This is a genomic window from Desulfocurvus thunnarius (assembly GCF_055390965.1).
Genome location: NZ_AP042411.1, coordinates 1716654 through 1738938, shown reverse-complemented (window position 1 = coordinate 1738938; position 22285 = coordinate 1716654). Strand labels below are relative to the sequence as shown.

Genomic DNA, 22285 nt, shown 5'->3' with positions numbered 1-22285 from the left:
GAGCAGGATCGCGCCATGCCGACTGCGTTGACCTGTTGTGACGCATCATATTTGAAGTGCTGGATGCAGGTGGCGCAAACTGTCAATGTCTTTCGGCGCGATGTATGTTTTGGAATGCATCGCCGTATCGCGGCGCGATGCGGGGCATGTCGCCGCTTCCGTCCCGCGTGGCTTTCGGCCTTCGGCAGCTCTTTGCCGCGCACGGCAGGACGGAGCGTGGCATGCCCGCAAAGGAAACTGCGGCGACGGCAACGCGGGGCGGCGGGAAGTGTGTCGGCGTTCCTGCCCCGTTTTGCGGGGTGGAAATCTTCCGGGGGTGTCGTCCCTTTGGAAACGCCGCCGGAGCGGGCCGCCCCGGCGGGCCCCGAGGCGGCCGTGCCCCCTTGAGCCCCTGGCGGGCCTGGCATATACGGGAAACAAGGGAAAACCGAACGCGGCGCGCCACGCGGGTGCCGCAGCCCGCCCCAGCACCGCCCCGCCGACGCGGGCCAACTCCGGAGGCGCCATGCAGCAACAGTCCCCCTCGCCGCAGGATACGGAGCAGCGCGCGGCCCTGCTCGCCCTGCTGTACGACATGATCCTCATCCGCACCTTCGAGGAGCGCGTGAGCAGCCTGGCCCGCGAACAGGGCCGCCTGCCGGGCATGCAGATCACCTGCATCGGCCAGGAGGCCGTGGCCGTGGGCGTGGTGCGGGCCCTGCGGCCCGTGGACGTGGTCGTGACCAACCACCGCAGCCACGGGCACATGCTTGCCCGGGGCTCGGATCCCGCCGCGCTCATGGCCGAGATCATGGGCAGGGCGGACGGCCTGAACCGGGGCAAATCCGGCACCCTGCACATGGCCGACCCCAAAAACAACGTGCTCATGACCTCGACGGTGGTCGGCGCCGGGCCGCCCCTGGCCGTGGGCGCGGCCTTTGCCCAGCGCTACCGCCGGGGGCCCGGGGTGACCTGCGTCTTTTTCGGCGACGGCGCGGCGGCCGAAGGCAGCGTGCACGAGGCCATGAACCTCGCCGCCGTCTGGAAGCTGCCCGTTCTGTTCGTGTGCGAGTCGAACTGCTGGGCCGGGGCCCAAGCTCATCAGGAGCATTGCCCCATCGGCGAGATCGCCGCCCGGGCCGGATCGTACGGCATGCCCGGCGAGGTCGTGAACGGCAACGACGTGGAGCGCGTGCTCGAAACTGCCCTGGGGCTCTTGGAGCATTGCCGCTCCGGCCAGGGGCCCGCGCTGCTGGAATGCCTGACCTACCGCATGCACGGCCATGGCGAGCACGACCCGCAACACTACGTTGACAAGGCCGAACTGGCGGCCTGGGCCGGGAGGGACCCCATCGCGCGGCTGGCCGGGGCCCTGGGCCTTGCGGACGAAGCCTCCGGCGGCGGCGAAGCGGGGGGCGGACTGCGCGCCTTGCGCCAGCGCGCCGCCGAGGCGGTGGACCGGGCCGTGGCCTTTGCCGACGCCAGCCCCTACCCGTCGCCCGAGGAGGCCCTGGAACACGTGTACGTCAACCCCATCGGACCCGGCGCGCCCGGCAGCCAGGAGGGATGAACCATGCCCGTCAAGAGCACCGGACAAGCCGTGGCCGAAGCCCTGGCCCTGGCCATGGACCTGGACGAGGGCGTCTTCCTCGCGGGCGAGGGCATCGGCACCTCCATCCACGTGAATCCGCACCTGCCGACCTACGGACTGCTGGAGCGCTTCGGCCCGCGTCGGGTGCGCGATACGCCCGTGAGCGAGGCGGCCATCGCCGGGCTGGCCGTGGGCGCCAGTTGCATGGGCCTGCGGCCCGTGGTCGAAGTCATGTTCTTTCCTTTCATTACCCTGGCCTCGGACATGCTCGTGAACCACGCGGCCAAACTGCGCTACCTGAGCGGCGGGCTGTCCAGTTTTCCGCTCACGGTGCGCGTCAAATCCGGCACGTTCTCCGCCGGGTGCCAGCATTCGCACTACCTGGAGGCCTGGCTGGCCCACGTTCCGGGGCTCAAGGTCGTCTGCCCCTCCAACCCGGCCGACGCCAAGGGCCTGCTGCTCTCGGCCATCTTCGACCCCGACCCGGTGGTGGTCATCGAGGAGATGCCGCTGTACTGGACGATTCACGGCGAGGTGCCCGCGGGCGACCACCGCGTGCCCCTGGGCCGGGCGGCAGTGGCCCGCCCGGGCGCCGACGCCACCCTGGCGACCTACGGCGGCGCGGTGCACGTGGCCCTGAAGGCCGCCGAGACCCTGGCCGCCGAGGGCATCGAACTGGAAGTCGTCGACCTGCGCAGCCTGCTGCCCCTGGATGCGGCCACGGTGGCCGAATCCGTGCGCCGGACCGGGCGTTTCGTGGCTCTGCACGACGCCACGCGCTTTTGCGGCTACGGCGCGGAGCTGGTGGCCACGGTCACCGAGACCTGCTTCGACCGGCTCAAGGCCGCCCCAAGACGCATCGCCGCGCCGGACATCCCCGTGCCCTTCACCCCGCCCCAGGAGGCCTTCTATAAGCCGTCGGCCGACGAAGTGGTCCGCACTGTGCGCGCCCTGGTGCGCACGCCGTAGCCGGGCGGCGGGGCGCCGCGGCCCGGAACGGGAGCGGACACGCGCGGCCATCGACACCTCGGGGCCCCGGCAAGCCTTGTGCCGGGGCTCCTGCGTTTTCATTTTCTTGCCGCTTTCCACCGCTCCCGGCCCTCCGATCGGGCGGCCCAGAGAGAACGTTTTGTGCGGTTGATGTCTCATTAATGATACTCAAAGACGCCATATGGTCTTTTTATGGAACGCGACTGGACAGCGGGCCCTGAATCTGCCATCCTGCTTCAGGAACGGGGCGCCCAGGCCGCCCCCCTCACTCCGGAAACCCGCCACGGAGGTCCCCCATGCCCAAGCCCGCCACGCGGACCCATTCGCGCCATGCCCGGGAAGCTGCCGAGATGCTCGGCCTGATGATCCGCAATGCGCGCGTGGAGCGCGGGCAGACCGCCACGGAGATCGCCGAGCGCGCGGGGGTGTCGCGCGGTCTGGTGCACCGGGTCGAGCGCGGCGACATGGGCTGCTCCATCGGGGCGGTGTTCGAGATCGCGGCCATCGTCGGCGTGCATCTGTTCGACGCGGACCCCGCGACCCTGGGCAGGCACCTGGCGCTCACGCGCGACAAGCTGGCTCTGCTGCCCAAGGCCGTACGCCAGAACCCCAAGGCGGTGAAGGATGACTTCTAGCCCCCCCGCTCGCGACGAGGCCTACGTCTGGGTCTGGCTGCCCGGGGCGACCGCGCCGGTGGTGGCGGGTCGCATCTTCCGCGACGGTCCGCGCCTGGCCTTCAACTACGGCCGCAGCTACCTGGAGCGCCCGGACGCCATCGCCCTCTACGAGCCCGAGCTGCCGCTGCGGCGCGGGGCCCTGGTGCCCGCACCGGGGCTGGCCATGGCCGGGTGCCTGCGCGACGCCTCCCCCGACGCCTGGGGGCGGCGGGTCATCGTCAATCGCCTCCTGGGTCTGAAGGATCGCGGCGCGGATACCGCCGTCCTCGATGAACTGACCTACCTGCTGGAATCCGGCTCCGACCGCATCGGGGCCCTGGATTTTCAGGCTTCGGCCACGCATTACGCACCGCGTGCCGCGCGCGAGGCGACCCTGGAGGAATTGCTGACCACGGCGCACAAGGTCGAGGCCGGGCTGCCCCTGCACCCGGACCTGGATCAGGCCCTGTTCCACGGCAGCTCCATCGGCGGCGCGCGGCCCAAGGGCCTGTTGGAGGACGGCGAGCGGAAGCTCATCGCCAAGTTCTCGTCGTCGGGCGACACCTACGGCGTGGTCAAGGCGGAGTTCGCGGCCATGCGCCTGGCGGCCCTGGCGGGGCTGGACGTGGCGCCCGTGCGGCTGGCCCGTGCGGCGGGCAGGGACGTGCTGCTCATCGAGCGTTTCGACCGCCGCAAGGCGGAGGGCGGCTGGCAGCGCCGGGCCGTGGTTTCGGCGCTGACGCTCTTCGGGCTGGACGAAATGCTGGCCCGCTACGCGAGCTATTCCGAGCTGGCGGAAATCATCCGCCGCCGTTTCCGGGCGCCCCGGGAGACCCTGCGCGAGCTGTTCGGTCGGCTGGTCTTCAACGTGCTGTGCGGCAACACCGACGACCACGCCCGCAACCACGCCGCCTTTTGGGACGGCACGCACCTGACCCTGACCCCGGCCTACGACATCTGCCCCCAGAATCGTACCGGCAACGAGGCCAGCCAGGCCATGGAGATCGTCGGCGGCAAGCGCCTGGGCACCCTGGCCAACTGCCTGGAGGCCGCGCCGCACTTCCTGCTCGACGCCCAGGCCGCCACGCGGATCATTGCGGAGCAGATCAGGACCATTCGCGGCGCCTGGGACGCCGTGTGCGCCGAGGCCGCCCTCGACCCTGTGGACCGGACCCTGCTGGGCGGGCGCATTTTTCTCAATCCGTTCATCTTCGAGGGCGCTCCGGAGAGCCTGCGCGAGGCCGTCGGCTAGGGCGCCGCCCGGCCCGTGCGCAATCGTCCGGCTGCAACGCGAGCGGGGCCCCGGCATCCTGTGCCGGGGCCCCGCCCGTCTTTCGTCTGTGCGGCCCTTGCGGGCGCGCGTTGCGCTATTGCCCGGGAGTTTCGCCCCGGTCCGGCGCCGAGGGCGGCGGGTCGTTGCGATACATGGCTAACCCCAGCCGCCGGAGGTCGGCATCAACGCGCCGGATGTACTCCACTCCCAGCTTGGGGTTGTAGATGCCCCGTGCGAGGTCTTCGTATCGCCGGGCCTCAAGTATCTCGCGTTGCTCGGCCATGGATGCGGCATAGGATGCATTGTAGCGCACGGCCTTGGCGACGGAGGCTCCTTCCAGTACCAGCCAGATGCAAAGAAACGCGGCCAGCGCGCCCTTTTTCAGGCGGCTGGAGCGCAGCCGCAGGATGTGAACCCCGGCGATCCAGGCCAACCCGGTCAGACCGATGCGCATGCCGTGCACGTAGCGCGGTGCCGTGGCCGGGCCGACGCCCGTTCCGGAGCGGCCGATGAGCAGTACCAGGGCAAAGGCGAAGCTGCAAAGGATGAGGAAGACCGGCAGGCTGCTGCCGGTCTTGCTCCGCAGGGACGCCCGGATGGCGGCGGCGTAGAGCAGGATGATGGCCGCACCGAGGGCGGGCAGCCCGTAGTCCCTTATGCCCGGTATGCAAAGCGATGCGCCGAAGAGTTCGAGCGTATACAACACCCGCTCTCCCGGGTTGGAGAGCAATTCGATAAAATCGTATGGGGTCGAGGTGGGCCAGAGGATTCTGGTATAGAGAATCTGCAGTCCGCCAGCCAGAAGACACAGCGGTATGGCGCCACAGGCATAGCGAAGCAGTTTTCCGCGCAACCCTGGGCGGAGCAGCCATTGCAGCCCGAGCAGGGCGAGCAGGGCGAACAGGGCGATAAAGGAGGATGTGGTTTCCCCGACGACCAGGGCACCCAGGCAGAGCAGGGAAAACAGGGCATGGCGCGGCCGTCCGTCCTCGGCCAGGAACTTATCCAGGAAGAAGACGGTTGCGGCGGCAAGCAGCAAAAGCAGGCCGAACAGGACAGCCAACAACGAAAAATGCCACAACGTGTTTTGCGTTTGGCTGTAGATCGTGAATAGTACAGGCAAAAGAAGCAGCGGAAGCATGCGCCTGTCGTCGATGTCCCTGCGTATGGCAAAGAGGACGACACAGGAATAGATGAAGACGAAGAACATGCCGACCATGAATTCGACGGGCATGTTCAGCTTGAGGAAAACGGCATTGAGCAGAAAGAGCGTTTTGTAGAAAAGGATGCTTACGTTGTAGTGCGGGGCGAACAGGTCCGCGACCCGGAACGTTCCCGCGTAATAGTCCAGCGCCAGGGGCGCCATGCGCCACTGATCCCGTAGCAATATCTCCGGATAGGGATTCAGGAGCAGGCAGTACAGGGGCGCGGCGACAAGCAGCCCCAGGCAGACGGCAAAAGGCCAGTTCAGGATATCGTTGCGCATGGTCTTCATGTCGGGTTTCCCTTGCAGTCGGTTCGTGCGGCCGGGGGCAGACCAGTGACAAGAGCATCCGTGGTGCCGGAACGCCGGGCGGCAGTGCCGCGTTTCGGATTTTTAAAGGATCATTTCAAGAGGTTGCGGATACGGGACAGCACCCGGGCCAGCGGCGTGGTCCCGGGTTTCTCCGGCCCCGGAGTCGCCGTCCGCCCTCCCGCCTCTTCGGAAAAGTGGGCAACCCCGCTGACCGTGACCGAAAGCCGCCTGCTGTCCTGCGAAAGGTTCAGTTCCGCAGGCACGAAGCTCGCCCCGGAGCGTAGGCGGACGAGCACCCGTTGCTCGTCGGGGCGCACCCGCAGGCGCAGTTTCTTGCGGTCGCCGCTCTTTTCGAAGGAAATATGCAATTCCTGGTCATATGTCCGGACCGTGAGCACAAAGGGGAACGGGCTATAGTGCCGGGAGTCGCCACACCGTAGGACAAGCTCGACGGCATGCACGTCCGGCCCGGAAGGTCGCTGGACGATGGCGCCCTGTTCGGACATCCAGCGCCAGCCCTTTTCGTTGGAATGGAAGCCCAGCCAGACAAGCCGCTCTGCGGATTCTTCCGCCCGTTTTTCCCGTTCGGCGGCCAGGAGCCGCGCGGAGTGGAGCATATCCTCCTCGGCCTCCTCGGGAAGGTCTCCCAGAAAACCCGGGCGGATGGCCGGAACGGAGTAGGGCTTGCCGCGCAGGGCCTGGTACTGCCGTTCGTACCGTTCCCAGGGGGAGTCCCCTGCGGGGGCCGCGCCCGTGGAACTGGAATCGTGGACCTGATGGAAGGTCGCCTCGCCAAGTAGGAGAACGGGTTTCAGGGCGGGAAGCTCCAGCGCCCTGGCCAGCAGGTCGTGGTTGGCCAGGCCCCCGCCGGGCAGGTCGAACGCCGTGTCGAAGCCCCCGAGGCGTTCAAAAACATCCCTGTGCAGGAACAGACAATTGCTTTCGGGCATCGGCGCGAACAGGCCGTTACGGGCGGACTGGGCCGGGACGGAATGGCGGAACAGCAGGTATCCGTCGTATTCCCAGCCGCTCGCGGCGAGCAGTGCGTCTTCCGCACGGGTGTCGTAGCCCCTGGCCCGGGATTCCTGCTGGGGAGCCGGGCCGCAGTGGCGCCCGGTCGTCAGGGCTAGGGCATTTGCGGAATAGGCCTCGAAGGCATCCAGGGCCTTGCGCAGAATCCCCGGGGAGAGAATCCGGGCGCCATCGATGTGCAGCCCGACAATCTCGCCCCGGCTCTGGCGTGCGGCAAAATTCATGGCCCCGCAGGGCGAGGGTTGCGGGTCCGGGCAGGCTAGGGCGCGGAAGTTCGGCCCGAAGGCCGCCACCTCCCCGGCCGACAGGGGCAGCCGGGATCCGTTGTCCACGACGATGACTTCGTATTCGTCGCCCGTCACCCCCCGCTGGTAGCCGGGGGTCAGCGACTCCAGGGTTCTCGGCAGCTCCCGGCGCATGTTGAAGGCCGCGACGACCACGCTGATTCGCGGGCGCGGACCGGCCGGGGCGGACAAGCCCGCCGCGCGCCGCAGCACCTCGTAGAGCGCCAGGGATTCGGCATCGACTGCCACCGTGGCTCCGTCCTTGTGATGGCGCAACGCGTCGGAAAAGAAGTCGCCGCCGTCCGTGCCGTTCGCACTTGGCGCGCAGTCTATCGCCGCCATGGCTGCCCGTACGTTGGCGAGGTATTCCGCAGCGCCCTGGTCGAAGCAGACGAGGGGGAAACGTTCCCGGCGCCAGAGCGCCAGGAGGCGACGGTTGTATCGCCTCCAAAGGGACAGCCCTGTCTGGAGACTGAATCCATTGCGTTTTTGCAGCGACATGGCCACGGCCGCAGGATGCCGGAAGGTACCGAGGCACCGGGCTTCGGGCAGGGCTTCGAGCCACCCGGCAAGGGTGAAGAGCGTGCGCGGATCCTTGAATCCCCATGTGGAACCGGTTGCAAGCTGGCCGATCAGTTCGTCGCGCCTCCGGCGTAGCATCTCCGGCCAGTGTACGAGGTCCGGGGGGGCGTCCCAACTGCCGTTGTTGTATTCCAGCAGGGCGTTGTTCAAGTCGACGACGGCCTGATTCTCGATGTTGCCCTTGGTGTTGTGTGGATTGCTCGTCTGGGCGTTATGGAAATCGATCCCGGCATGACGCAGGATGCCGGCCAGGCAGCTCGTTCCGCTGCGATGCATGCCCAGGATGATGACGGGAGAAGACATGATTCCTACCTGTGCGTGTGCCCGGGGAGGGGTTGCGCTTTTTGCCGCATTCAAGCCCGCGACGCTGGGCAGAGACTATTTGCGGGCGGGCGCCGGGGATGCGTTGCCGGGCACCACGCCGTTTCTGTACATCCCAAGCCCCAATCTCCTGAAATCCTTGTCGACCTGCTCCACCAGATGAATCCCTCGCACGGGGGAGATTTTGGCAACCCGTTCATAGCGCTGCGCCAGCAGCATTCTTTTCTGCCTTTCCAGGAAGGGGTACCATGCGGCGTTATATATCTTCATCTGGTACATGTTGGCGCCTTCAAAACCCATAAGCAGGAAGAGGCAGGCGGCAGCAAGGCATTTGCGCAGCAGAGGGCGCGGCAGGCGGAGCACGGCAGAGCCTGCGATCCAGGCCAGACCGGCAAGGCCGACGCGCGAGGCATGGACGTAGCGCGTTGCGAAGGGGGAACTGAAATCCGTGCCGGAGCGGCCAATAATAAGGGCCAAGGCGAATGCGAAGCTGAAAAGGATGAGGAACAGCGGCAGGCTGCTGTCGCCGTTTTCCCTGTGGCGGACAAACGAGATAATGGCAAAGAAGTAGAGCCCTATGAGGGTTGCCCCAGAGGCAAAGACTACCCACTTGGGGAGGCTCTCTATCGTCTTATATATGTAGAGCGAAGCCCCGAATAGATTGATTACGTAACTCAAGCGTTGAGTGAAGTTGCTTATGGGCGCCATAAACGCGTATTCATGTGGGGATTTCAACATCGAAAAGGAATAGAATATCTGCAACGCTATGGCAACGGTGTAGAGCAAAACAATTGCGATAGAATAAATGAATATTTTTTTGCGCAATGATTTTGTGGTTATCCAGTGTATGGCAAGCAGAAATATGATGGCCGTCAGGGTGATAAGCGAGGCGGTCGTCTCGCCCAGTACGAGAAGCGCAATGCAAAGCAGAGAGAGAAAGGCATGGCGCGGCATACCGCCATCCCTTATGAATTTATCAAAAAAGGTGATGGCAAGGACAGAAAGCAGGAGCAGCATTCCGAACGAAACCATGATCAGGGAAGAGTGCCAGAGCATGGATTGTGCCTGACTGTACATGATTACCAGGACCATTGCCAGCATCAGGATCGTGTGTTTCGAGTTGTTTCCCGCTTGCCGGACAGAGAAAAAGAAGACGCATGTGTACAGAAAGAACAGGAACAACCCCAGGAGGAATTCAGCGGGCATGTTCAACTTGAGAACGATGCCGTTGAGCAGGAACAGGGCCTTGTAGAACACGATGCTTACATCGTAGTGTGGAATGAAGATGTCCGTCAGACGGAGGTTCCCCGTATGGTAGTCCACGACCAGCGGCGCCATGCGCCACTGGTCGCGCATCAGAATATCCGGGTAGGGATTCGCGTACAGGCAGAGCAGCGGCGCCGCGGCGAGCAGCGCCGGGCAGGCAAGGTGGGGCCAACCCGGAAAGGGTTTTCCGGTCATCCTCATATCAGGCCATGGGGGCACACAGCTCGCGCAGGCGGGCGGCCACCGTGTCGACCTCTTTCTGGCCCATCCCGATCCAGAACGGCAGGCTGATGGTCCGGTCGCCGAAGGTTTCGGCACGGGGGAAGTCGCCCCGGCCGTGGCCCAGCTCGCGCTCAAGGTAGCGCAGCAGGTGGATGGCCCGGTAGTTTACGGCCACTCCGATGCCGCCGCTGGACAGCGCGTTGAGCACCTGGTCGCGCCGGGCGGCGTCCACGAGCACGGTGAACAGGTGGAACGCACTCCTGGAGCCCTCGGGAATGGCCGTGACCTCGACCCCGGGCACGTCCTGCAGGGCGGCGGCGTAGCGTGCGTGCAGTTCGGCCCGGCGTTGCCAGCGCTCGTCGATCCTGGGCAACTGCGGCAGCAGGATGGAGGCGTGGATGTTGTCCATATTGTACTTCCAGCCGCATTCGAGCATGTCCCAGTGGCGGTAGGCGCCGTGGTAGCGGTCGGCGGCCTCCTTGCTCATGCCGTGCTGGCGCAGCAGGCGCACGCGGGCGGCCAGGGCCGGGTCCTGACAGGACAGGGCGCCGCCCTCGCCGCTGGTCAGGTTCTTGGTGGCGTAGAAACTGAAGCAGGCGGCCTCGGAAAGGGCCCCGGGGCGCACGCCGTCGCGCTCGCCCTCCACGCAGTGTGCGCAGTCCTCGATGATCTTCAGGCCGTGGGCGTCGGCAATGGCCCGCAGGCGGCGCATGTCGCACATGCTGCCGTAGAGGTGCACCGGCATGATGGCCTTGGTGGCCGGGGTGATGGCGGCGAGCACGGCCTCGGGGTCCAGCAGGCCGGTGTCGGGCTCCACGTCCACCAGCACGGGGCGCGCCCCGGTGTGCAGGATGGAGGTGGCCGTGGCGATGAAGGTCATGGGCGTGGTGATGACCTCGTCGCCGGGGCCGATGTCCAGGGCCAGCAGGGCCAGGTGCAGGGCCGCCGTGCAGGAGTTGAGGGCCACGGTGCAGGGCAGGCCCGTGTACTCCGAGAAGCCCTCCTCGAAGGCGGCGACCTGGCCGCCCGTGGTCAGGAACAGCCCCCGCAGGCACTCCTGGACGCTGCGCTGTTCTTCCTCGCCCAGGTTGTGGCGGTAGAATTCGATCTTCGTGGACTGGTCGGCCATGTTCGTCTCCGGCGGGCCGTGCGCGCTAGCGCTCTTGCCGCCCGTGTTGCTGGCATTCCATGATGATGTGGGTGTAGGGCAGGCGCAAAAGGTCGTGGCGCACGGTGTGCGCCACCTCGGCGAAGGCCGTGCGCGCCAGGGCCACGGAGTCCCCGGCCGTGCGCGGGTTGCGGCCCCGGTCCATGGCGATGAGCAGCCGGGCCACGGGGTGCTGCCCCGGCACGAGGCAGGAATCCACGGTCAGGCAGCGCCCGCCGGGCCTAAGGGCCTGGGCGGCCAGGGCGAAGAAGCGTTCCGCGGGCTTCTGGTCCAGGTGGTGCAGGAAGCCCATGCCCAGCACGAGGTCGTAATCCCGGAAGGCCTCGGCGGCGGCGTCCTCCATGGCGCAGCACTGGAACGTCGCCCGGTGCCCGTATTTCTGCCGCCCCGAGGTCACGTATTTTTCGTTGATGTCCACGCCGTGGTATTGCACGTCCCGGGGCAGGAAATCCAGCAATCCCGCCGGGCCGCATCCGATGTCCAGGATGCGCATGCCGGGGACGGGGCGGATGAATTCGCTGACGAACAGCCGCGTGGCCCGCTGGCCGCCGAGGATGTCCCGGAAGCATTCGTAGACCTTGGAGCGGGAAAGGATGCCCCGGATTCCTGTCGTTACCTGCGCCATGGCGTGGCTCTCATGGTTTTGTTCCCGTGGCCAGAAGCGAGCTGCCGAAGGGCAGCCGCACCACGCGGGAAAGTGCGTGCTCCGCCCGCATGAGCCCGGCGAACAGCCGGTTCAGCAGGGGGGAAATCTTCAAGCTGTCCTTGCCGAGCCGGGCGGAGCCTTTTCGCAGCGTGAGCTTGCGCTGAATGAAGAGCGGCACCGCCGGAATGCACATGAAATAGGCGATGGTCCCGACGGTGAACCCGGCGGCGTCCAGCTCCCGGAGCAGGTCGCCCCGGTCATAGCGCTTCTCGTGCATGCTCTGCACGTCGTAGTCGGACCACAGGCTTTGCAGCGCGGGCACGGTGACCACGACGCGCCCGCCGGGGCGCAGGAACTCCCGGGCCCGGGCCAGGGCGGCCACGGGGTCCTTCAGGTGCTCGATCACATCGCCGAGGACCACGGCGTCGAAGGCGCCCTGGGCCGCCGCGGGCACCGCGTCGCGGGTCAGGTCGAAAACCAGGGCGGGCATGCCCGGGGGCAGATAGCGCAGGAATTCCTGGTCGCGGTCCGAGGCGGTCACGTCGAAGCCGCAGGCGCGCAGGTGCGCCCCGACCACGGCGCCGCCGCAGCCGAGCTCGAGCACCCGGGCCGTGCCCCCGCCCACGGCCCGGCGCAACGCCTGCTCGATGACCCTGTTGCGGTGGCGGAACCAGAAGTGGTCGCGGCCTTCGTGCAGGGTGCGGATGCCGTCTTCCGGGAATCCGGCCATGGCTCAGCCCCCCTTGCTGGAGATGAACACGCCCAGCACGATGATGCAGACGCCGATCAGCCTGTGCCACGAAAAGGGCTCGTGCAGGACCACGAAGGACAGGACCGTGACGAGCACGAAATTCAGGCTGAGAAAGGGAATCGCGTAACTCAACTCGAAGCGGGCCAGGGCCAGGAGCCAGAACACGCAACAGAAGAATACGCTCAGGATGCAGCTCCAGCCCCAGGCGGTGAGGAAGAAGAAGTGCAGGTAGAACCCGAGCAGGCTGTTGCCCGCCATGTCCGCGGCGCCGACCCTGTTCAGGCAGAATTTCATGGCGACGTTGCTGTACGCCGCCAGGGCCAGGGCCAGGGTGATGTAGAGATAGCCGATCAATGGGCCTCCTCTTTGCCCGAGCCGGTGAGCACGCAGACGTGCTTCATCCACTCGATTTCCTGCCACCAGGGCTCGTTGTTCGCATACCAGTCGATGGTTTCGCGCAGGCCGTCGATGAAGGGTCGGCCCTGGCCGCAGCCCAGGATCTCCTGGGACTTCCGGGTGGAGGAGATGTGCTTGGCCACCTGGCCCAGGCGGTCGCCGATGTGCACGATGGGGTGGTCGGGCTTGCCCATCACGTCGAGGACCATGTGCGCGATGTCCAGGATGCTGACGCACTCGCCGGAGCCGATGTTGAAGACCTCGCCGCGCACCTTTTCCAGGGGCGCCAGGATGGCCGCCTCGATGCGCTCGCAGGTGTCCTCCACGTAGAGCCAGTCGCGGATGGCGCTGCCGCTGCCGTGGATGGTCAGCGGTTCGCCCTTGATGGCCGAGGTGATGAAGCGGGGGATGACCTTCTCCAGGTGCTGGAAGGGGCCGTACTGGTTGAACGGGCGCAGGATGACCGAGGGGATGCCGTAGGTCAGGTAGTAGGAGTGGACCAGCCGGTCCGCGCCCGCCTTGGCCGCGGCGTAGGGGCTGCTCGGGTTGAGCGGGTGCTCCTCGTCCATGGGCTCGCTGTGGGCCGTGCCGTAGACCTCGGAGGTCGAGATGTGGATGAAGCGCTCGACCTTGTCGCGGTGCTTGAGCACGGCGTTGGCGATGGTGTGGGTGCCGAGCACGTCGGTTTCGAAGAATTTGCGGCTCTCGAAGATCGAGCGGGTGACGTGGGTTTCCGCCGCGAAGTGGACGATGACGTCCGCCTGCTCGGCCAGCATGTTGACGATTTCGATGGAAGTCACGCTGCCGAGAAAGAAGGCGAACCGCGCCTTGTCGTTGTAGATATGCTCGGGGATGTTCTTGAGGCGCCCCGCGTAGGTCAGGATGTCCAGGACCACGATCTTGTAGTCCGGGTGCCGGTCGTACCAGAAGCGGATGAAATTCGAGCCGATGAAACCGGCGCCGCCCGTGATGAGGATCGTCTTCACCGTTCTTCCTCCTTGGTGAATGAATAAATTCCCACAGGAAATTCTTGGAGTTTTTTTTCTATTTGCGCGTGGTACTTCGGGTTCGCCGCCAGGATGACGGCGTCGGCCCCGCCGCCCGCCAGCCAGCCGGGAGCCACCACGTCTATGCCGTGCTTCCGCGTGCCCACGCGGGTCGGGTCCTCGTCGATGCAGGCCACCGGGTCGCGGTCGCCCAGGGAAGTGAAGGCCAGCAGCAGCGTGGCCACCTCGCTGGCGCCGAACAGGGCCACCCGTCGCCCGGGGTTGGCGGCCAGCCATGCGTCCACGGCGGCGAAGCGGCGCGTCCAGGTGTCGCGGTTGCGGGTCACGGCGTGGGTGTCCCGTTGCGGCGCCTGTTCCCGGGGCTGGGCCTTGCGGCAGACGAACAGGCCGATGCCGTGGTTGATGGGGTGCTCCCCCTCGACCACGACGGGCTCCAGCCCGTGACGGGCCAGAAGGGCGCGGCACTGCTCCAGGGTGAAATGCCAGACATGCTCGGCAAAAAAGAGGTCGTAGCCCGGATAGTCCTGGATCGGCAGGGTGAAAAGCACCCGGCCCTGGTCGCTGAGGGCGTCGCGGATGGCGCCGAGGAACGCGCCGAGGGTTTCGGCGTGTTCCAGCACGTTGATGGCCACGATCACGTCGGCCCGGGGCAGCGGGCTCTTGCCGGGCACCAGCCCCCGGGAGACTTCGAGCCCCTTGTCCCGGGCCAGGCGGCAGGCGTGGTGGCTGCCGTCCAGCCCGAGGACGCGGCAACCGGGGCAGGCGGCGGCAAAGCGCGTCAGCACGTTGCCTTCGCCGCAGCCGATTTCCAGCAGCGTTCGGGCGCCCGCAGGCAGGTGGGGCGCCAGCCAGTCGAAGAAGACCTGGGACCGGGGGACGGGCCCCGAGGCGGTATAGAAGCGGTGCTCCTCGCGGCCCTGCGTGTTCAGGATGTACTCGTCGCCATAGAGGTGGTCGAGGTCCGCGTCGGAAAGAACCCGGGCGTTGGCCGTGACGCCGCAGTCCGCGCAGCGGATCTTGTGCAGGTCGCCGGGGACGATCCGCTGGTCGCCGGTCATGATCCGGCCGGTGCGGACGTGCAGCAGTTCCTCCCAGCGGGAGCCTCCGCAGGCGGGGCAGACGCGGCTGTCGTCAAAGGGCATGCAGGGCCTCCGGGACGGGGCTGGAAAGCAGGATGTCGCGCGCGGCCGGGCCGCAGTTCAGCAGCAGGTCCAGCGCCGAGAGGTGCGAAACGAACTCCCCGCCCCAGCGCTGGGGGTAGGGGGTGTGCTGGTAGTCCTGGAAGATGACCGTCACGCCGTGGGCGGCGAAAAGGTCCAAGTCGATGAAGCTCTGGGCGGCCTTGCCGTCGTAGAGCAGGTCCGCGCCATGATGCTTGCAGATGGCGATGATCTTCAGATTCTTGTCCTCGGGTTTGTCCGGGATGTCCGAGGATTTGAACTGCGGGGTGGCGATGCCCAGGTGGCGGCGCAGCGCGTCGGTCAGGGCGTAGTTCAGCTCCACGAGGCCCGGCCCGCAGGCGAGGATGATCTCGCGGATTTCCGGGAAGACGGTCGGGAAGAACGGAGCCTTGGCGTACCAGCCCGAAATCTGCTGGATCAGCTTCTCGCGCCATTGCGGCACGTCGCCGGTGCGGATTTCGTTGACCAGGGTGACCCCGTAGTCGTGCTTGCCCACGGGCACGGTGACCGTCTGGACGCCGCCGGGGCTCTTGAGCCGGTTGCGGTTGCGCCAGTCCTTGCGGGTGTATTGGACATCATCGAAATGCACGAAGACGTCGGCCCGGGCCATTTGCTCGAAATAGCCCAGCCAGGGCAGGAAGCTGGGCTGGATGATGGCGATGCGTTTCATGAGGTTTCCAGTGCCGCGCGAAGGATTCCGGCCGCGGCTTCGATGTCGCGGGCATCCATGTTCCGGTCCACGAAGACGTTCAGGCACCGCTCGCCGAATTGCCGGGCGCCGGGGCATGCCGCCGGAGAGCGGCGGCCGTCGAACAGCCCGGGCACGGGCGGAAACCATTTGCTGGCCGGAACGCCGTGCTCGCGCAGCCGCTCCAGCAGCGTGTCCCGGACGGGGGCCGGAACCAGCACCGTATAGCGCCAATGGGCCTCGCCCGCAACGCGCGGTTTGTGTTCCAGGGGCGCGAAGCCCAGGGCCCGGCGCCACAATTCGGCCTTTTCCCTGCGGGCCGCCAGATTTTCACCCAGGGTCGCCACGCCCCTGGCGATGGCCGCGCGCAGGTCCGCGTCGGGCCGAAAGAGCAGGAAGGGCAGATAGGCGTCGTAGAGCGCGCGGTACACCGCCGGGGTGCCGGTGCCCGGGTTCTGGCGCAGGGCGCGCAGCACGGCCTGGAAGGCCGCATCCGCGCGGCGGTGCTCCGGGCCGAGGAGCGGCAGGCCGTCCAGGATGCCCCGGGCCTTGTCGCGCAGGCCGGAATCGCGCACGGCCAGGGCGCCGCCGAGGCCGACCTCGACGATCTTGGCATGCCCGAAGCTGAAGATGGCCGCGTCGCCGAAGGTGCCCACGGGGCGGTCGTTCCAGGTGGCGCCCAGGGCGTTGCAGGCGTCCTCCACGAGGAAGACGCCGCTCTCGCGGGCCCAGGCCGCGATGGGGCCGATGTCCAGCGGGCTGCCGAAATTGTGCGTGGCCAGACAGACCGGAACCCCGGAGCCGTGCGCCGCGCGGATGGTTTCCAGGGTCGCGTTGCCGCTGACGGGGTCCACGTCGTGGTAGACCGGAGTGAACCCGGCGTGGAGCACCGCCGGGATGACGATTTCGCAGATGTTCGCCGGCAGGGAGATGCGCCGGTCCTCGCCGCCGACGGCCCGCAGCAGGGCCCACAGCGCCGTGGTGCCGCGCCCGGTGTACAGGGCGGAGGCGGGCAGGGCGGGCTCAGTCGTCATGGACGCAGTTCAGGGTCTGACGGAAGTCGAGATTCCGGTTCAGGGTTTCGATCTTGTAGGTGATGACGCCCAGCACGAGGAATTGCAGCCCCGCCACGGCCAGGGCGGTGGTGAAGACCAGCAGGTTCGTGGACAGGGGCTCCTGGCGGATGATGCCGGAAAGAATGAGCCAGGCGATGCCCAGCCCGCCCGCGCTCAGGCTCGCGGCGCCGGTGAACAGCAGGCCGATGAGCGTGCGCCGCCCCGAGGAATAGCGCAGCAGGGCCAGCAGCAGCACCTCGAAGAGCTGCACCAGGTTGTAGCTGCTGCGGCGGTGGACATTGGGATGGTTCGCCACCGGGACCTGGCGGTACTTGATGCGCATGTAGCTGAGCAGCATGGAAAAGTTCTGGGCCAGCACGTCGTTCTTGCAGGCCCGGCGCAGGGTGTCGCGCTTGATGAGCAGGAAGGTGGTGGCCGGGTCCGCCAGCCGGGAGCCCGCAACGCGGTTGATGAGCCAGGTCACGCCCCGGGAGGCCAGGGAGCGCAGCAGGCCGGTGGAGCGCGTCTGGCGCGCTCCGCCGATGACATCCCAGGCCGCGTCGGCCTGACCGGCGGCAAAGAGGGTCCGCATGTCCTCGGGGTGGATCTGCAGGTCCGAGTCCAGCAGGAAGACCTGCTCGCCGCGGGCCTGGCGCAGGCCGAGCAGGGTCGCGGCCTGCTGGCCCACGTTCCGGCTCAGGTTGATGACCCGCAGCTCCGGGTGCCGGGCTTCCAGTTCGTGCAGCAGCGCGGCGGTGGAGTCCGTGCTGCAATCGTTGACCAGGATCATCTCGAACGTGTCGCTCAGGCTCGCCAGAACGGCGGCCGCGCGGTCCACGAATTCGGTGATGACCCGCTCCTCGTTGTAGACGGGGCTGACCAGGGAAAGATGCATGTCCGTCTCCTGCGTCTTAGAGATCGACGTAGAGTTCTTCCATATACCGCAGGACGAGGCGCTCCCGGACCTGCGGCGCCGGGACGGGGCCCAGCCCGAGAGCGTCGGTCAGCCACATGTCCACGTCGTTGAAGCCGCAGTTGGCCCGGATGCCCGTGGTGCCGGAAAAGCGGGCGTTGATTTCCAGAACCAGGGGCCCGCGCGGGCCGATGCGGAACTGGATGTTGTTGGAGCCTTCAAGGCGCGTTCTGGAGATCACGTCGCGGCAGAAGGCTTCCAGCTCGGGCCGCCCGGTGAGGCTCCGGGCCCGGTTGGTCATGCCGAATTTCAGGGAGCGGTGCATGATGATGACGTGGATCTGGCCGTCGGCGGCGCGGTAGGTGCCCGCCGTGTATTCCTCGTCGTCGGGCAGGACGCATTCCTGGAGGATGGGCGCGGGCACGGCGGGCAGGTGGGTGCGCAACTCCCCGCGCGAACCGATGCGCAGGATGTGCCGCGAGCCGCCGCCGACCCGGGGCTTGAGCATCAGGGGAAAGCCCAGTTCGCGCACGGCCCGCTCCACGTCCTCTTCCACGTCGCCGCGGAAGGTCGCCGGGGCGGGGATGCCGTGCTCCTGGTACCACTGGTGGGCGGTCCATTTGTCGTTGAAGCGCCGCAGCTCTTCCAGGGGGCTGACCAGGATATGGCAGCCCAGGCGCTGGCGGAAGGCTTCGCGGTGGGCGGCCAGCAGTTCGAACTCGGCGTCCGCCGTGGGGATGATGGCGTCAATGCCCTGGGCTTCGACCAGAGCCGTCAGGGCGCGCAGGTAGGTTTCGGGGTCGCGGGCCGCCGGAACGGTGTGGAACGCGTCGCACCAGTGGCGGCCGACGACCTCCCGGGCCATGTCGCAGCCGTGCAGGCGCAGGGGATGGCGCACCAGGCGGCAGGCCTTGATGACCGCGAAGGCCAGCTCCGAGCCCACGGCGGTGACGAGGAGATTGATTGTCTTCATGGGGCGTCGTTCCCGCGTTGGGCCAGAAGCGCGGCGTAGGCGCCGCCGATTTCGTCCAGGGTGTGGGCGTCGCTGCCGATGGTCACCCGCGCGTCCTCGCGGATGCAGATGTCGAGCAGGCGCGATATCGGGCGATGGTAGCGGGTGTTGAGTTCGACCGCAAGGCCGTTGCGCGTGGCCTCGCGGACCACCTCGACCAGCAGTTCCTCCGGAAAAGGGGCGCAGTACAGGCCGCATGTGCCCCCGATATGCGCGATGGCGTCGATGCCGGGAGTGTTCGCCAGGGCCATGAGCGTTTTCCATTCCAGTTCGATGCATTCCTCGGGGGCGAGGTCGCGGGTGCGGCGGTCGCCCAGGCCCGGATAGCGGTGCGCCGTGCCGAGAAGGAAATCCGCCTCGGCGCGCATGGCGTCCGTCAGTTCCAGCCCGCCGTGGTAGTCGACGGCCGGGGCCTCCAGGCCCAGGAAGACCTCCATGGCGCCCTCGTGGGCCCGGGCCGCCGCGCGGACCTCGGCGGCGTAGCGGCGGAACCAGTCCCGGCCTTTGGCCTTCCAGGGCTCGGTGTGCTCGGTGAAGATGATCCGCGTCAGGCCCAGCGCCCGGGCCCGGGCGGCGCATTCGGCCACCCCCGCCGCGCCGTCGGAAAACGTGGTGTGCATGTGGCACTCCCAGGCGGGCAGGCGTTCCAGCAGCTCTCGCGCGGGCAGGGTGAACGCGGTGGCGCGGCTAGGAGACATCGCCCCAGTCCTCCACCGAGCCCAGGCGCGGAACCCGGGCGCCCAGCCCGACGTGGGCGCCGGTGCCGACCCGGGCGCCGTTGCCGATGATCGCCCCGGCCCCGACCAGCGCGAAGGCGCCGACCCGGACATCCTGGTTCACGTTCACATGGCTGAGCAGGCAGGCCGCTTCGAGGATCTCCGAGCCCGCCAGCACCGAGGAGAGCGGCCCGAGGATCACGCCGTCGGCCAGGCGCGCGGAGGGCGAGACCACGCAGGAGGGATCGACGAGAACCGGGAAGGGGCAGCCCAGCGCCGTAAAGCGCCCGAACAGCTCCCGGCGGGCCCGGGGCGCGCCCACGCCCAGGGCCAGGGCCGTGCCCGGCGGCACGTCGTCCATGCGCCCGAGCACCGGCGCGCCGTTGCCGTGCGTCAACTCCGGATAGCGGTCGTCGTACTGCCCGACGACCTCGAAGCGGGCGCTGCGGGCGGCGATGTCCATGATGAACGCGGCCAGGGTGCCCGCGCCGAGGATGGCGATGCGCATGGGCTCACTCCTTCCGGCATTTGAGGAAGTAGTGCCAGCACAGGGCCTTGAAGGGCCCGATGCGCCGCATGGTCTGTTCGACCTTGAGGTAGAGCCTGTCCAGGGGGCGGATGAGGGCCTCGGGCAGGAAGGTGATCCGCCGGATGTCCGTGGTGTAGATGCCGCTGAACGGCGGGCAGAAGGTCAGGCCCAGGCTGGCCCCGGGGCGGAAGCCGTGGCGCCGCGCCAGGGAGCGGATTTCCCAGGGCAGGAAGAAGTGAATCTTTCCGCCGGGGTACAGGCCCAGGAGGCGCATGACCAGGAAAGCCAGCCGCCAGTGCAGGGCCAGGCGGTTGGGCACGTCCAGGTAGAGGGTTCCGCCGGGCTTGAGCACGCGGTGGAATTCGCGCAGGGCCTGCTCGCGGTCGGCCTCGGGCAGGTGGTCCAGCACCGCCAGGCAGAACACCACGTCGAAGCTCGCGTCTGCATAGGGCAGGCCGGTGACCGAGCCGCGATACAGCTCTTCGGCCTGAAGGCCCTGGCGCGCCAAGCGTTCCCGGGTGGCGACGACCATCTCTTCGGAGTAGTCGAAGGCCCAGACCGAGGCCTTGTCCGCCAGGGCGAAGGCCACGTATTCGCCGTGGCCGCAGCCCGCGTCGAGAATCTTCTTTCCGGCGATGTCGGTGAAGAACTCCCGCCAATGGGTTTCACGCGCCAAACGAAGGATCCCCCACCCGGGGGCGTTTTTCTTTTCGGCTATGGACTTGCCGTAGGCATCCCAGTTCTTGTCGTATTCCGTCACGCCGAGACTCCGCTGCTCCACCGTTTCATGACTGAGATGTGGCCCTTGTGGCTCGACGAGACCCCGCCGGCGCGCAACGGCTGCGACCCGACCCCGGATTGCGGCGCAACACTGCCAGCACGGCTGCAAGGCTGTCAAGCCTGGGCTGCGCGTTCCGTCGCAGGCGCACACAGACCACAGCAATCCGGGGACCGAGCGTAACCGGATCGGCACGTGGCGCCGTGGCGGTCCATTCGCCTCCGCCTCTGAAACATATGCCCGGGATTTCATCGCGCCGCATGCTGGCGTTCCGCTACAGACTGAGCGGCGCGCGGAGCATTCCACGGTGCTTGCAATGCAGACGATACTCCTTGGCATGCAACGGTTTCCGGCGCGGATTCCTCCCGGTGGCCGTGCCGTTCAGGGACCGGAGGTTCCGCCCTGCCCTCAAGCCCGCACGCCCCGGTTGCGGAGTTTCCCCATTCGCAGGTCCGAAAACGCGAAAAGGGCCCCGGCTGTGCAGCCGGAGCCCTAATCACCTTGATGGTGCCGAAGGGGAGAGTCGAACTCCCACGGGGGAACCCCCACTAGACCCTGAACCTAGCGTGTCTACCAATTCCACCACTTCGGCATCAGGAAGGCCGCTTATAAACCCAGGCTCGAAGGTCTTGCAAGCCTTTTTTGAGATTTTTTTAAAGTAAAGAATTCCGGCATGTTGTGGCGGAGGCCCGGGAACCCTCCCGCCCGGCTTGAACCACGGGCCCTTTTGAGGTAGCACTACGGCCTCGCCGCATCCCACACGGACCACCAAGGAACCACAGATGATCGTCGTCCGCGACCTGGAAGACATCCGCGACACCCTGCGCGGCTCCTGCCTGACCATCGGCAACTTCGACGGGGTTCACAAAGGCCACCAGAAGCTCCTGGCCCGCACGCGCATCCGCGCCGAGGCCCAGGGCCTGGAGTCCGTGGCCGTGACCTTCGACCCGCATCCCCTGCGCGTGCTGGCCGGAGGCAACACCCCGCCGTTCATTACCCTCACCGAGCAGAAGGTGGAGCTTATCGAGCGCCAGGGCGTGAACATCTGCGTGCTGCTGCGCTTCACCCGCGAGATGGCCGCCCTGGAGCCCGAGGCGTTCGTGCGCCGCTATCTGCTGGACGGGCTGAACATGAAATACATGGTCATCGGCTACGACTACGCCTTCGGCAAGGGCCGCCGGGGCAACTACGAGCTGCTGGCCGCCCTGGGCGGGGAGCACGGCTTCCAGGTCGAGCGCGTCAATCCTTATATGTACGGGGGGGCCGTGGTCAGTTCCACGCGCATCCGCGACCTGGTCCGCGCCGGGCGCGTGTGGGAGGCCCAGCCGCTGCTCGGCCGCTTCTACACCGTGCGCGGCACGGTGGAGCACGGCCAGGGGCGCGGCGGGCGGCTGCTCGGCTTCCCCACGGCCAACCTGCGCCTTGTGGACGAATTGTACCCCGCGGGCGGAGTCTACGCCTGCTGGGCGACCCACAATCTCGTGACCCGCCCGGCCGTGGCCAACATCGGCACCAACCCGACCTTCGGCGAGCAGGCCCTGTCCGTGGAGGTGCACATCCTGGACTTCGACCAGGACCTCTACGGCGACGACCTGCGCGTGCAGTTCGTGCAGCGGCTGCGCTCGGAGCGCAAATTCGACGGCCCCCGGGAACTGGTGGCCCAGATCACCCGCGACTGCGACCTGGCCCGGACCATTCTGGCCAGCTCCCAGGCCCAGCCCTGAGGCCGACGC

21 protein-coding genes and 1 tRNA gene are annotated in these 22285 nt (G+C 67.3%); 5 read left to right on the top strand and 17 right to left on the bottom strand.

What is annotated here, in order from left to right:
* The first annotated feature begins 505 nt into the window (after window positions 1–505).
* From ACZ5KV_RS07540 to ACZ5KV_RS07525, 4 genes are all read left to right on the top strand, one after another.
* On the top strand, window positions 506–1549 hold the full coding sequence (locus ACZ5KV_RS07540; protein WP_464241729.1) for a thiamine pyrophosphate-dependent dehydrogenase E1 component subunit alpha: 1044 nt from the start codon (window positions 506–508) through the stop codon (window positions 1547–1549).
* Between the two features lie 3 nt (window positions 1550–1552).
* Window positions 1553–2539, top strand: coding sequence for an alpha-ketoacid dehydrogenase subunit beta (locus tag ACZ5KV_RS07535; RefSeq protein ID WP_464241728.1), 987 nt, complete (start codon window positions 1553–1555; stop codon window positions 2537–2539).
* A 317-nt stretch (window positions 2540–2856) separates the two neighbouring features.
* Entirely contained in the window at window positions 2857–3195 is a 339-nt protein-coding gene (locus ACZ5KV_RS07530; protein WP_464241727.1) for a helix-turn-helix transcriptional regulator, read from the top strand.
* Entirely contained in the window at window positions 3185–4468 is a 1284-nt protein-coding gene (locus tag ACZ5KV_RS07525) for a type II toxin-antitoxin system HipA family toxin (protein ID WP_464241726.1), read from the top strand. Before ACZ5KV_RS07530 ends, ACZ5KV_RS07525 begins: the two co-directional genes overlap by 11 nt.
* Before the next feature lie 115 nt (window positions 4469–4583).
* Here the strand turns inward: ACZ5KV_RS07525 and ACZ5KV_RS07520 are convergent, their stop codons facing one another.
* The 17 genes from ACZ5KV_RS07520 to ACZ5KV_RS07440 form a co-directional block, all read right to left on the bottom strand.
* Window positions 4584–5984, bottom strand: a complete 1401-nt coding sequence (locus ACZ5KV_RS07520; RefSeq protein WP_464241725.1) for a hypothetical protein — start codon at window positions 5982–5984, stop codon at window positions 4584–4586.
* A gap of 110 nt (window positions 5985–6094) precedes the next feature.
* The gene (locus tag ACZ5KV_RS07515; protein ID WP_464241724.1) at window positions 6095–8206 is read right to left on the bottom strand and encodes a glycosyltransferase; all 2112 of its coding nucleotides are present in this window, start codon (window positions 8204–8206) and stop codon (window positions 6095–6097) included.
* Between the two features lie 75 nt (window positions 8207–8281).
* Window positions 8282–9685 carry a hypothetical protein gene (locus tag ACZ5KV_RS07510; RefSeq protein ID WP_464241723.1) on the bottom strand — a complete coding sequence of 468 codons (1404 nt, stop codon included), beginning with the start codon at window positions 9683–9685 and terminating at the stop codon, window positions 8282–8284.
* 7 nt (window positions 9686–9692) lie between these two features.
* On the bottom strand, window positions 9693–10841 hold the full coding sequence (locus ACZ5KV_RS07505; RefSeq protein ID WP_464241722.1) for a DegT/DnrJ/EryC1/StrS family aminotransferase: 1149 nt from the start codon (window positions 10839–10841) through the stop codon (window positions 9693–9695).
* Between the two features lie 25 nt (window positions 10842–10866).
* Window positions 10867–11505: a class I SAM-dependent methyltransferase gene (locus tag ACZ5KV_RS07500; protein ID WP_464241721.1), complete on the bottom strand. Its 639-nt coding sequence runs from the start codon at window positions 11503–11505 to the stop codon at window positions 10867–10869.
* 10 nt (window positions 11506–11515) lie between these two features.
* Window positions 11516–12256 (bottom strand): class I SAM-dependent methyltransferase, encoded by a 741-nt coding sequence (locus ACZ5KV_RS07495; protein ID WP_464241720.1) that lies wholly within the window; start codon window positions 12254–12256, stop codon window positions 11516–11518.
* 3 nt (window positions 12257–12259) lie between these two features.
* Window positions 12260–12631 (bottom strand): EamA family transporter, encoded by a 372-nt coding sequence (locus tag ACZ5KV_RS07490; protein WP_464241719.1) that lies wholly within the window; start codon window positions 12629–12631, stop codon window positions 12260–12262.
* Window positions 12628–13659 carry a dTDP-glucose 4,6-dehydratase gene (locus ACZ5KV_RS07485; protein WP_464241718.1) on the bottom strand — a complete coding sequence of 344 codons (1032 nt, stop codon included), beginning with the start codon at window positions 13657–13659 and terminating at the stop codon, window positions 12628–12630. Before ACZ5KV_RS07485 ends, ACZ5KV_RS07490 begins: the two co-directional genes overlap by 4 nt.
* Window positions 13656–14822, bottom strand: a complete 1167-nt coding sequence (locus ACZ5KV_RS07480) for a methyltransferase (RefSeq protein ID WP_464241717.1) — start codon at window positions 14820–14822, stop codon at window positions 13656–13658. Before ACZ5KV_RS07480 ends, ACZ5KV_RS07485 begins: the two co-directional genes overlap by 4 nt.
* Window positions 14812–15531: a WbqC family protein gene (locus tag ACZ5KV_RS07475; protein WP_464241716.1), complete on the bottom strand. Its 720-nt coding sequence runs from the start codon at window positions 15529–15531 to the stop codon at window positions 14812–14814. Before ACZ5KV_RS07475 ends, ACZ5KV_RS07480 begins: the two co-directional genes overlap by 11 nt.
* Complete coding sequence (locus ACZ5KV_RS07470; RefSeq protein ID WP_464241715.1) at window positions 15528–16583, bottom strand: DegT/DnrJ/EryC1/StrS family aminotransferase; 1056 nt, start codon at window positions 16581–16583, stop codon at window positions 15528–15530. The genes ACZ5KV_RS07475 and ACZ5KV_RS07470 overlap by 4 nt, the downstream gene beginning before the upstream one ends.
* Window positions 16573–17499, bottom strand: a complete 927-nt coding sequence (locus tag ACZ5KV_RS07465; protein ID WP_464241714.1) for a glycosyltransferase family 2 protein — start codon at window positions 17497–17499, stop codon at window positions 16573–16575. The genes ACZ5KV_RS07470 and ACZ5KV_RS07465 overlap by 11 nt, the downstream gene beginning before the upstream one ends.
* 16 nt (window positions 17500–17515) lie before the next feature.
* Window positions 17516–18490, bottom strand: coding sequence for an ATP-grasp domain-containing protein (locus ACZ5KV_RS07460; protein ID WP_464241713.1), 975 nt, complete (start codon window positions 18488–18490; stop codon window positions 17516–17518).
* A complete protein-coding gene (locus tag ACZ5KV_RS07455; RefSeq protein ID WP_464241712.1) occupies window positions 18487–19227 on the bottom strand; it encodes a PHP domain-containing protein in 741 nt (246 codons plus the stop codon). Before ACZ5KV_RS07455 ends, ACZ5KV_RS07460 begins: the two co-directional genes overlap by 4 nt.
* Window positions 19217–19753: a PglD-related sugar-binding protein gene (locus ACZ5KV_RS07450; RefSeq protein WP_464241711.1), complete on the bottom strand. Its 537-nt coding sequence runs from the start codon at window positions 19751–19753 to the stop codon at window positions 19217–19219. The genes ACZ5KV_RS07455 and ACZ5KV_RS07450 overlap by 11 nt, the downstream gene beginning before the upstream one ends.
* Before the next feature lie 4 nt (window positions 19754–19757).
* Window positions 19758–20534: a class I SAM-dependent methyltransferase gene (locus tag ACZ5KV_RS07445; RefSeq protein ID WP_464241710.1), complete on the bottom strand. Its 777-nt coding sequence runs from the start codon at window positions 20532–20534 to the stop codon at window positions 19758–19760.
* A gap of 523 nt (window positions 20535–21057) precedes the next feature.
* A tRNA-Leu gene (locus ACZ5KV_RS07440) sits at window positions 21058–21144 on the bottom strand.
* Window positions 21145–21334: 190 nt separating this feature from the next.
* Between ACZ5KV_RS07440 and ACZ5KV_RS07435 the strand changes: the two genes are divergently transcribed.
* Window positions 21335–22276: a bifunctional riboflavin kinase/FAD synthetase gene (locus ACZ5KV_RS07435; RefSeq protein WP_464241709.1), complete on the top strand. Its 942-nt coding sequence runs from the start codon at window positions 21335–21337 to the stop codon at window positions 22274–22276.
* The last annotated feature ends 9 nt before the right edge of the window (window positions 22277–22285 follow it).

Excerpts from the sequence above, each read along its gene's own strand:
- ACZ5KV_RS07540 (WP_464241729.1), top strand. The coding sequence starts at position 506 with ATGCAGCAACAGTCCCCCTCGCCGCAGGATACGGAGCAGCGCGCGGCC.
- ACZ5KV_RS07535 (WP_464241728.1), top strand. The coding sequence starts at position 1,553 with ATGCCCGTCAAGAGCACCGGACAAGCCGTGGCCGAAGCCCTGGCCCTG.
- ACZ5KV_RS07530 (WP_464241727.1), top strand. The coding sequence starts at position 2,857 with ATGCCCAAGCCCGCCACGCGGACCCATTCGCGCCATGCCCGGGAAGCT.
- ACZ5KV_RS07525 (WP_464241726.1), top strand. The coding sequence starts at position 3,185 with ATGACTTCTAGCCCCCCCGCTCGCGACGAGGCCTACGTCTGGGTCTGG.
- ACZ5KV_RS07520 (WP_464241725.1), bottom strand. The coding sequence starts at position 5,984 with ATGAAGACCATGCGCAACGATATCCTGAACTGGCCTTTTGCCGTCTGC.
- ACZ5KV_RS07515 (WP_464241724.1), bottom strand. The coding sequence starts at position 8,206 with ATGTCTTCTCCCGTCATCATCCTGGGCATGCATCGCAGCGGAACGAGC.
- ACZ5KV_RS07510 (WP_464241723.1), bottom strand. The coding sequence starts at position 9,685 with ATGACCGGAAAACCCTTTCCGGGTTGGCCCCACCTTGCCTGCCCGGCG.
- ACZ5KV_RS07505 (WP_464241722.1), bottom strand. The coding sequence starts at position 10,841 with ATGGCCGACCAGTCCACGAAGATCGAATTCTACCGCCACAACCTGGGC.
- ACZ5KV_RS07500 (WP_464241721.1), bottom strand. The coding sequence starts at position 11,505 with ATGGCGCAGGTAACGACAGGAATCCGGGGCATCCTTTCCCGCTCCAAG.
- ACZ5KV_RS07495 (WP_464241720.1), bottom strand. The coding sequence starts at position 12,256 with ATGGCCGGATTCCCGGAAGACGGCATCCGCACCCTGCACGAAGGCCGC.
- ACZ5KV_RS07480 (WP_464241717.1), bottom strand. The coding sequence starts at position 14,822 with ATGCCCTTTGACGACAGCCGCGTCTGCCCCGCCTGCGGAGGCTCCCGC.
- ACZ5KV_RS07475 (WP_464241716.1), bottom strand. The coding sequence starts at position 15,531 with ATGAAACGCATCGCCATCATCCAGCCCAGCTTCCTGCCCTGGCTGGGC.
- ACZ5KV_RS07470 (WP_464241715.1), bottom strand. The coding sequence starts at position 16,583 with ATGACGACTGAGCCCGCCCTGCCCGCCTCCGCCCTGTACACCGGGCGC.
- ACZ5KV_RS07465 (WP_464241714.1), bottom strand. The coding sequence starts at position 17,499 with ATGCATCTTTCCCTGGTCAGCCCCGTCTACAACGAGGAGCGGGTCATC.
- ACZ5KV_RS07460 (WP_464241713.1), bottom strand. The coding sequence starts at position 18,490 with ATGAAGACAATCAATCTCCTCGTCACCGCCGTGGGCTCGGAGCTGGCC.
- ACZ5KV_RS07455 (WP_464241712.1), bottom strand. The coding sequence starts at position 19,227 with ATGTCTCCTAGCCGCGCCACCGCGTTCACCCTGCCCGCGCGAGAGCTG.
- ACZ5KV_RS07450 (WP_464241711.1), bottom strand. The coding sequence starts at position 19,753 with ATGCGCATCGCCATCCTCGGCGCGGGCACCCTGGCCGCGTTCATCATG.
- ACZ5KV_RS07435 (WP_464241709.1), top strand. The coding sequence starts at position 21,335 with ATGATCGTCGTCCGCGACCTGGAAGACATCCGCGACACCCTGCGCGGC.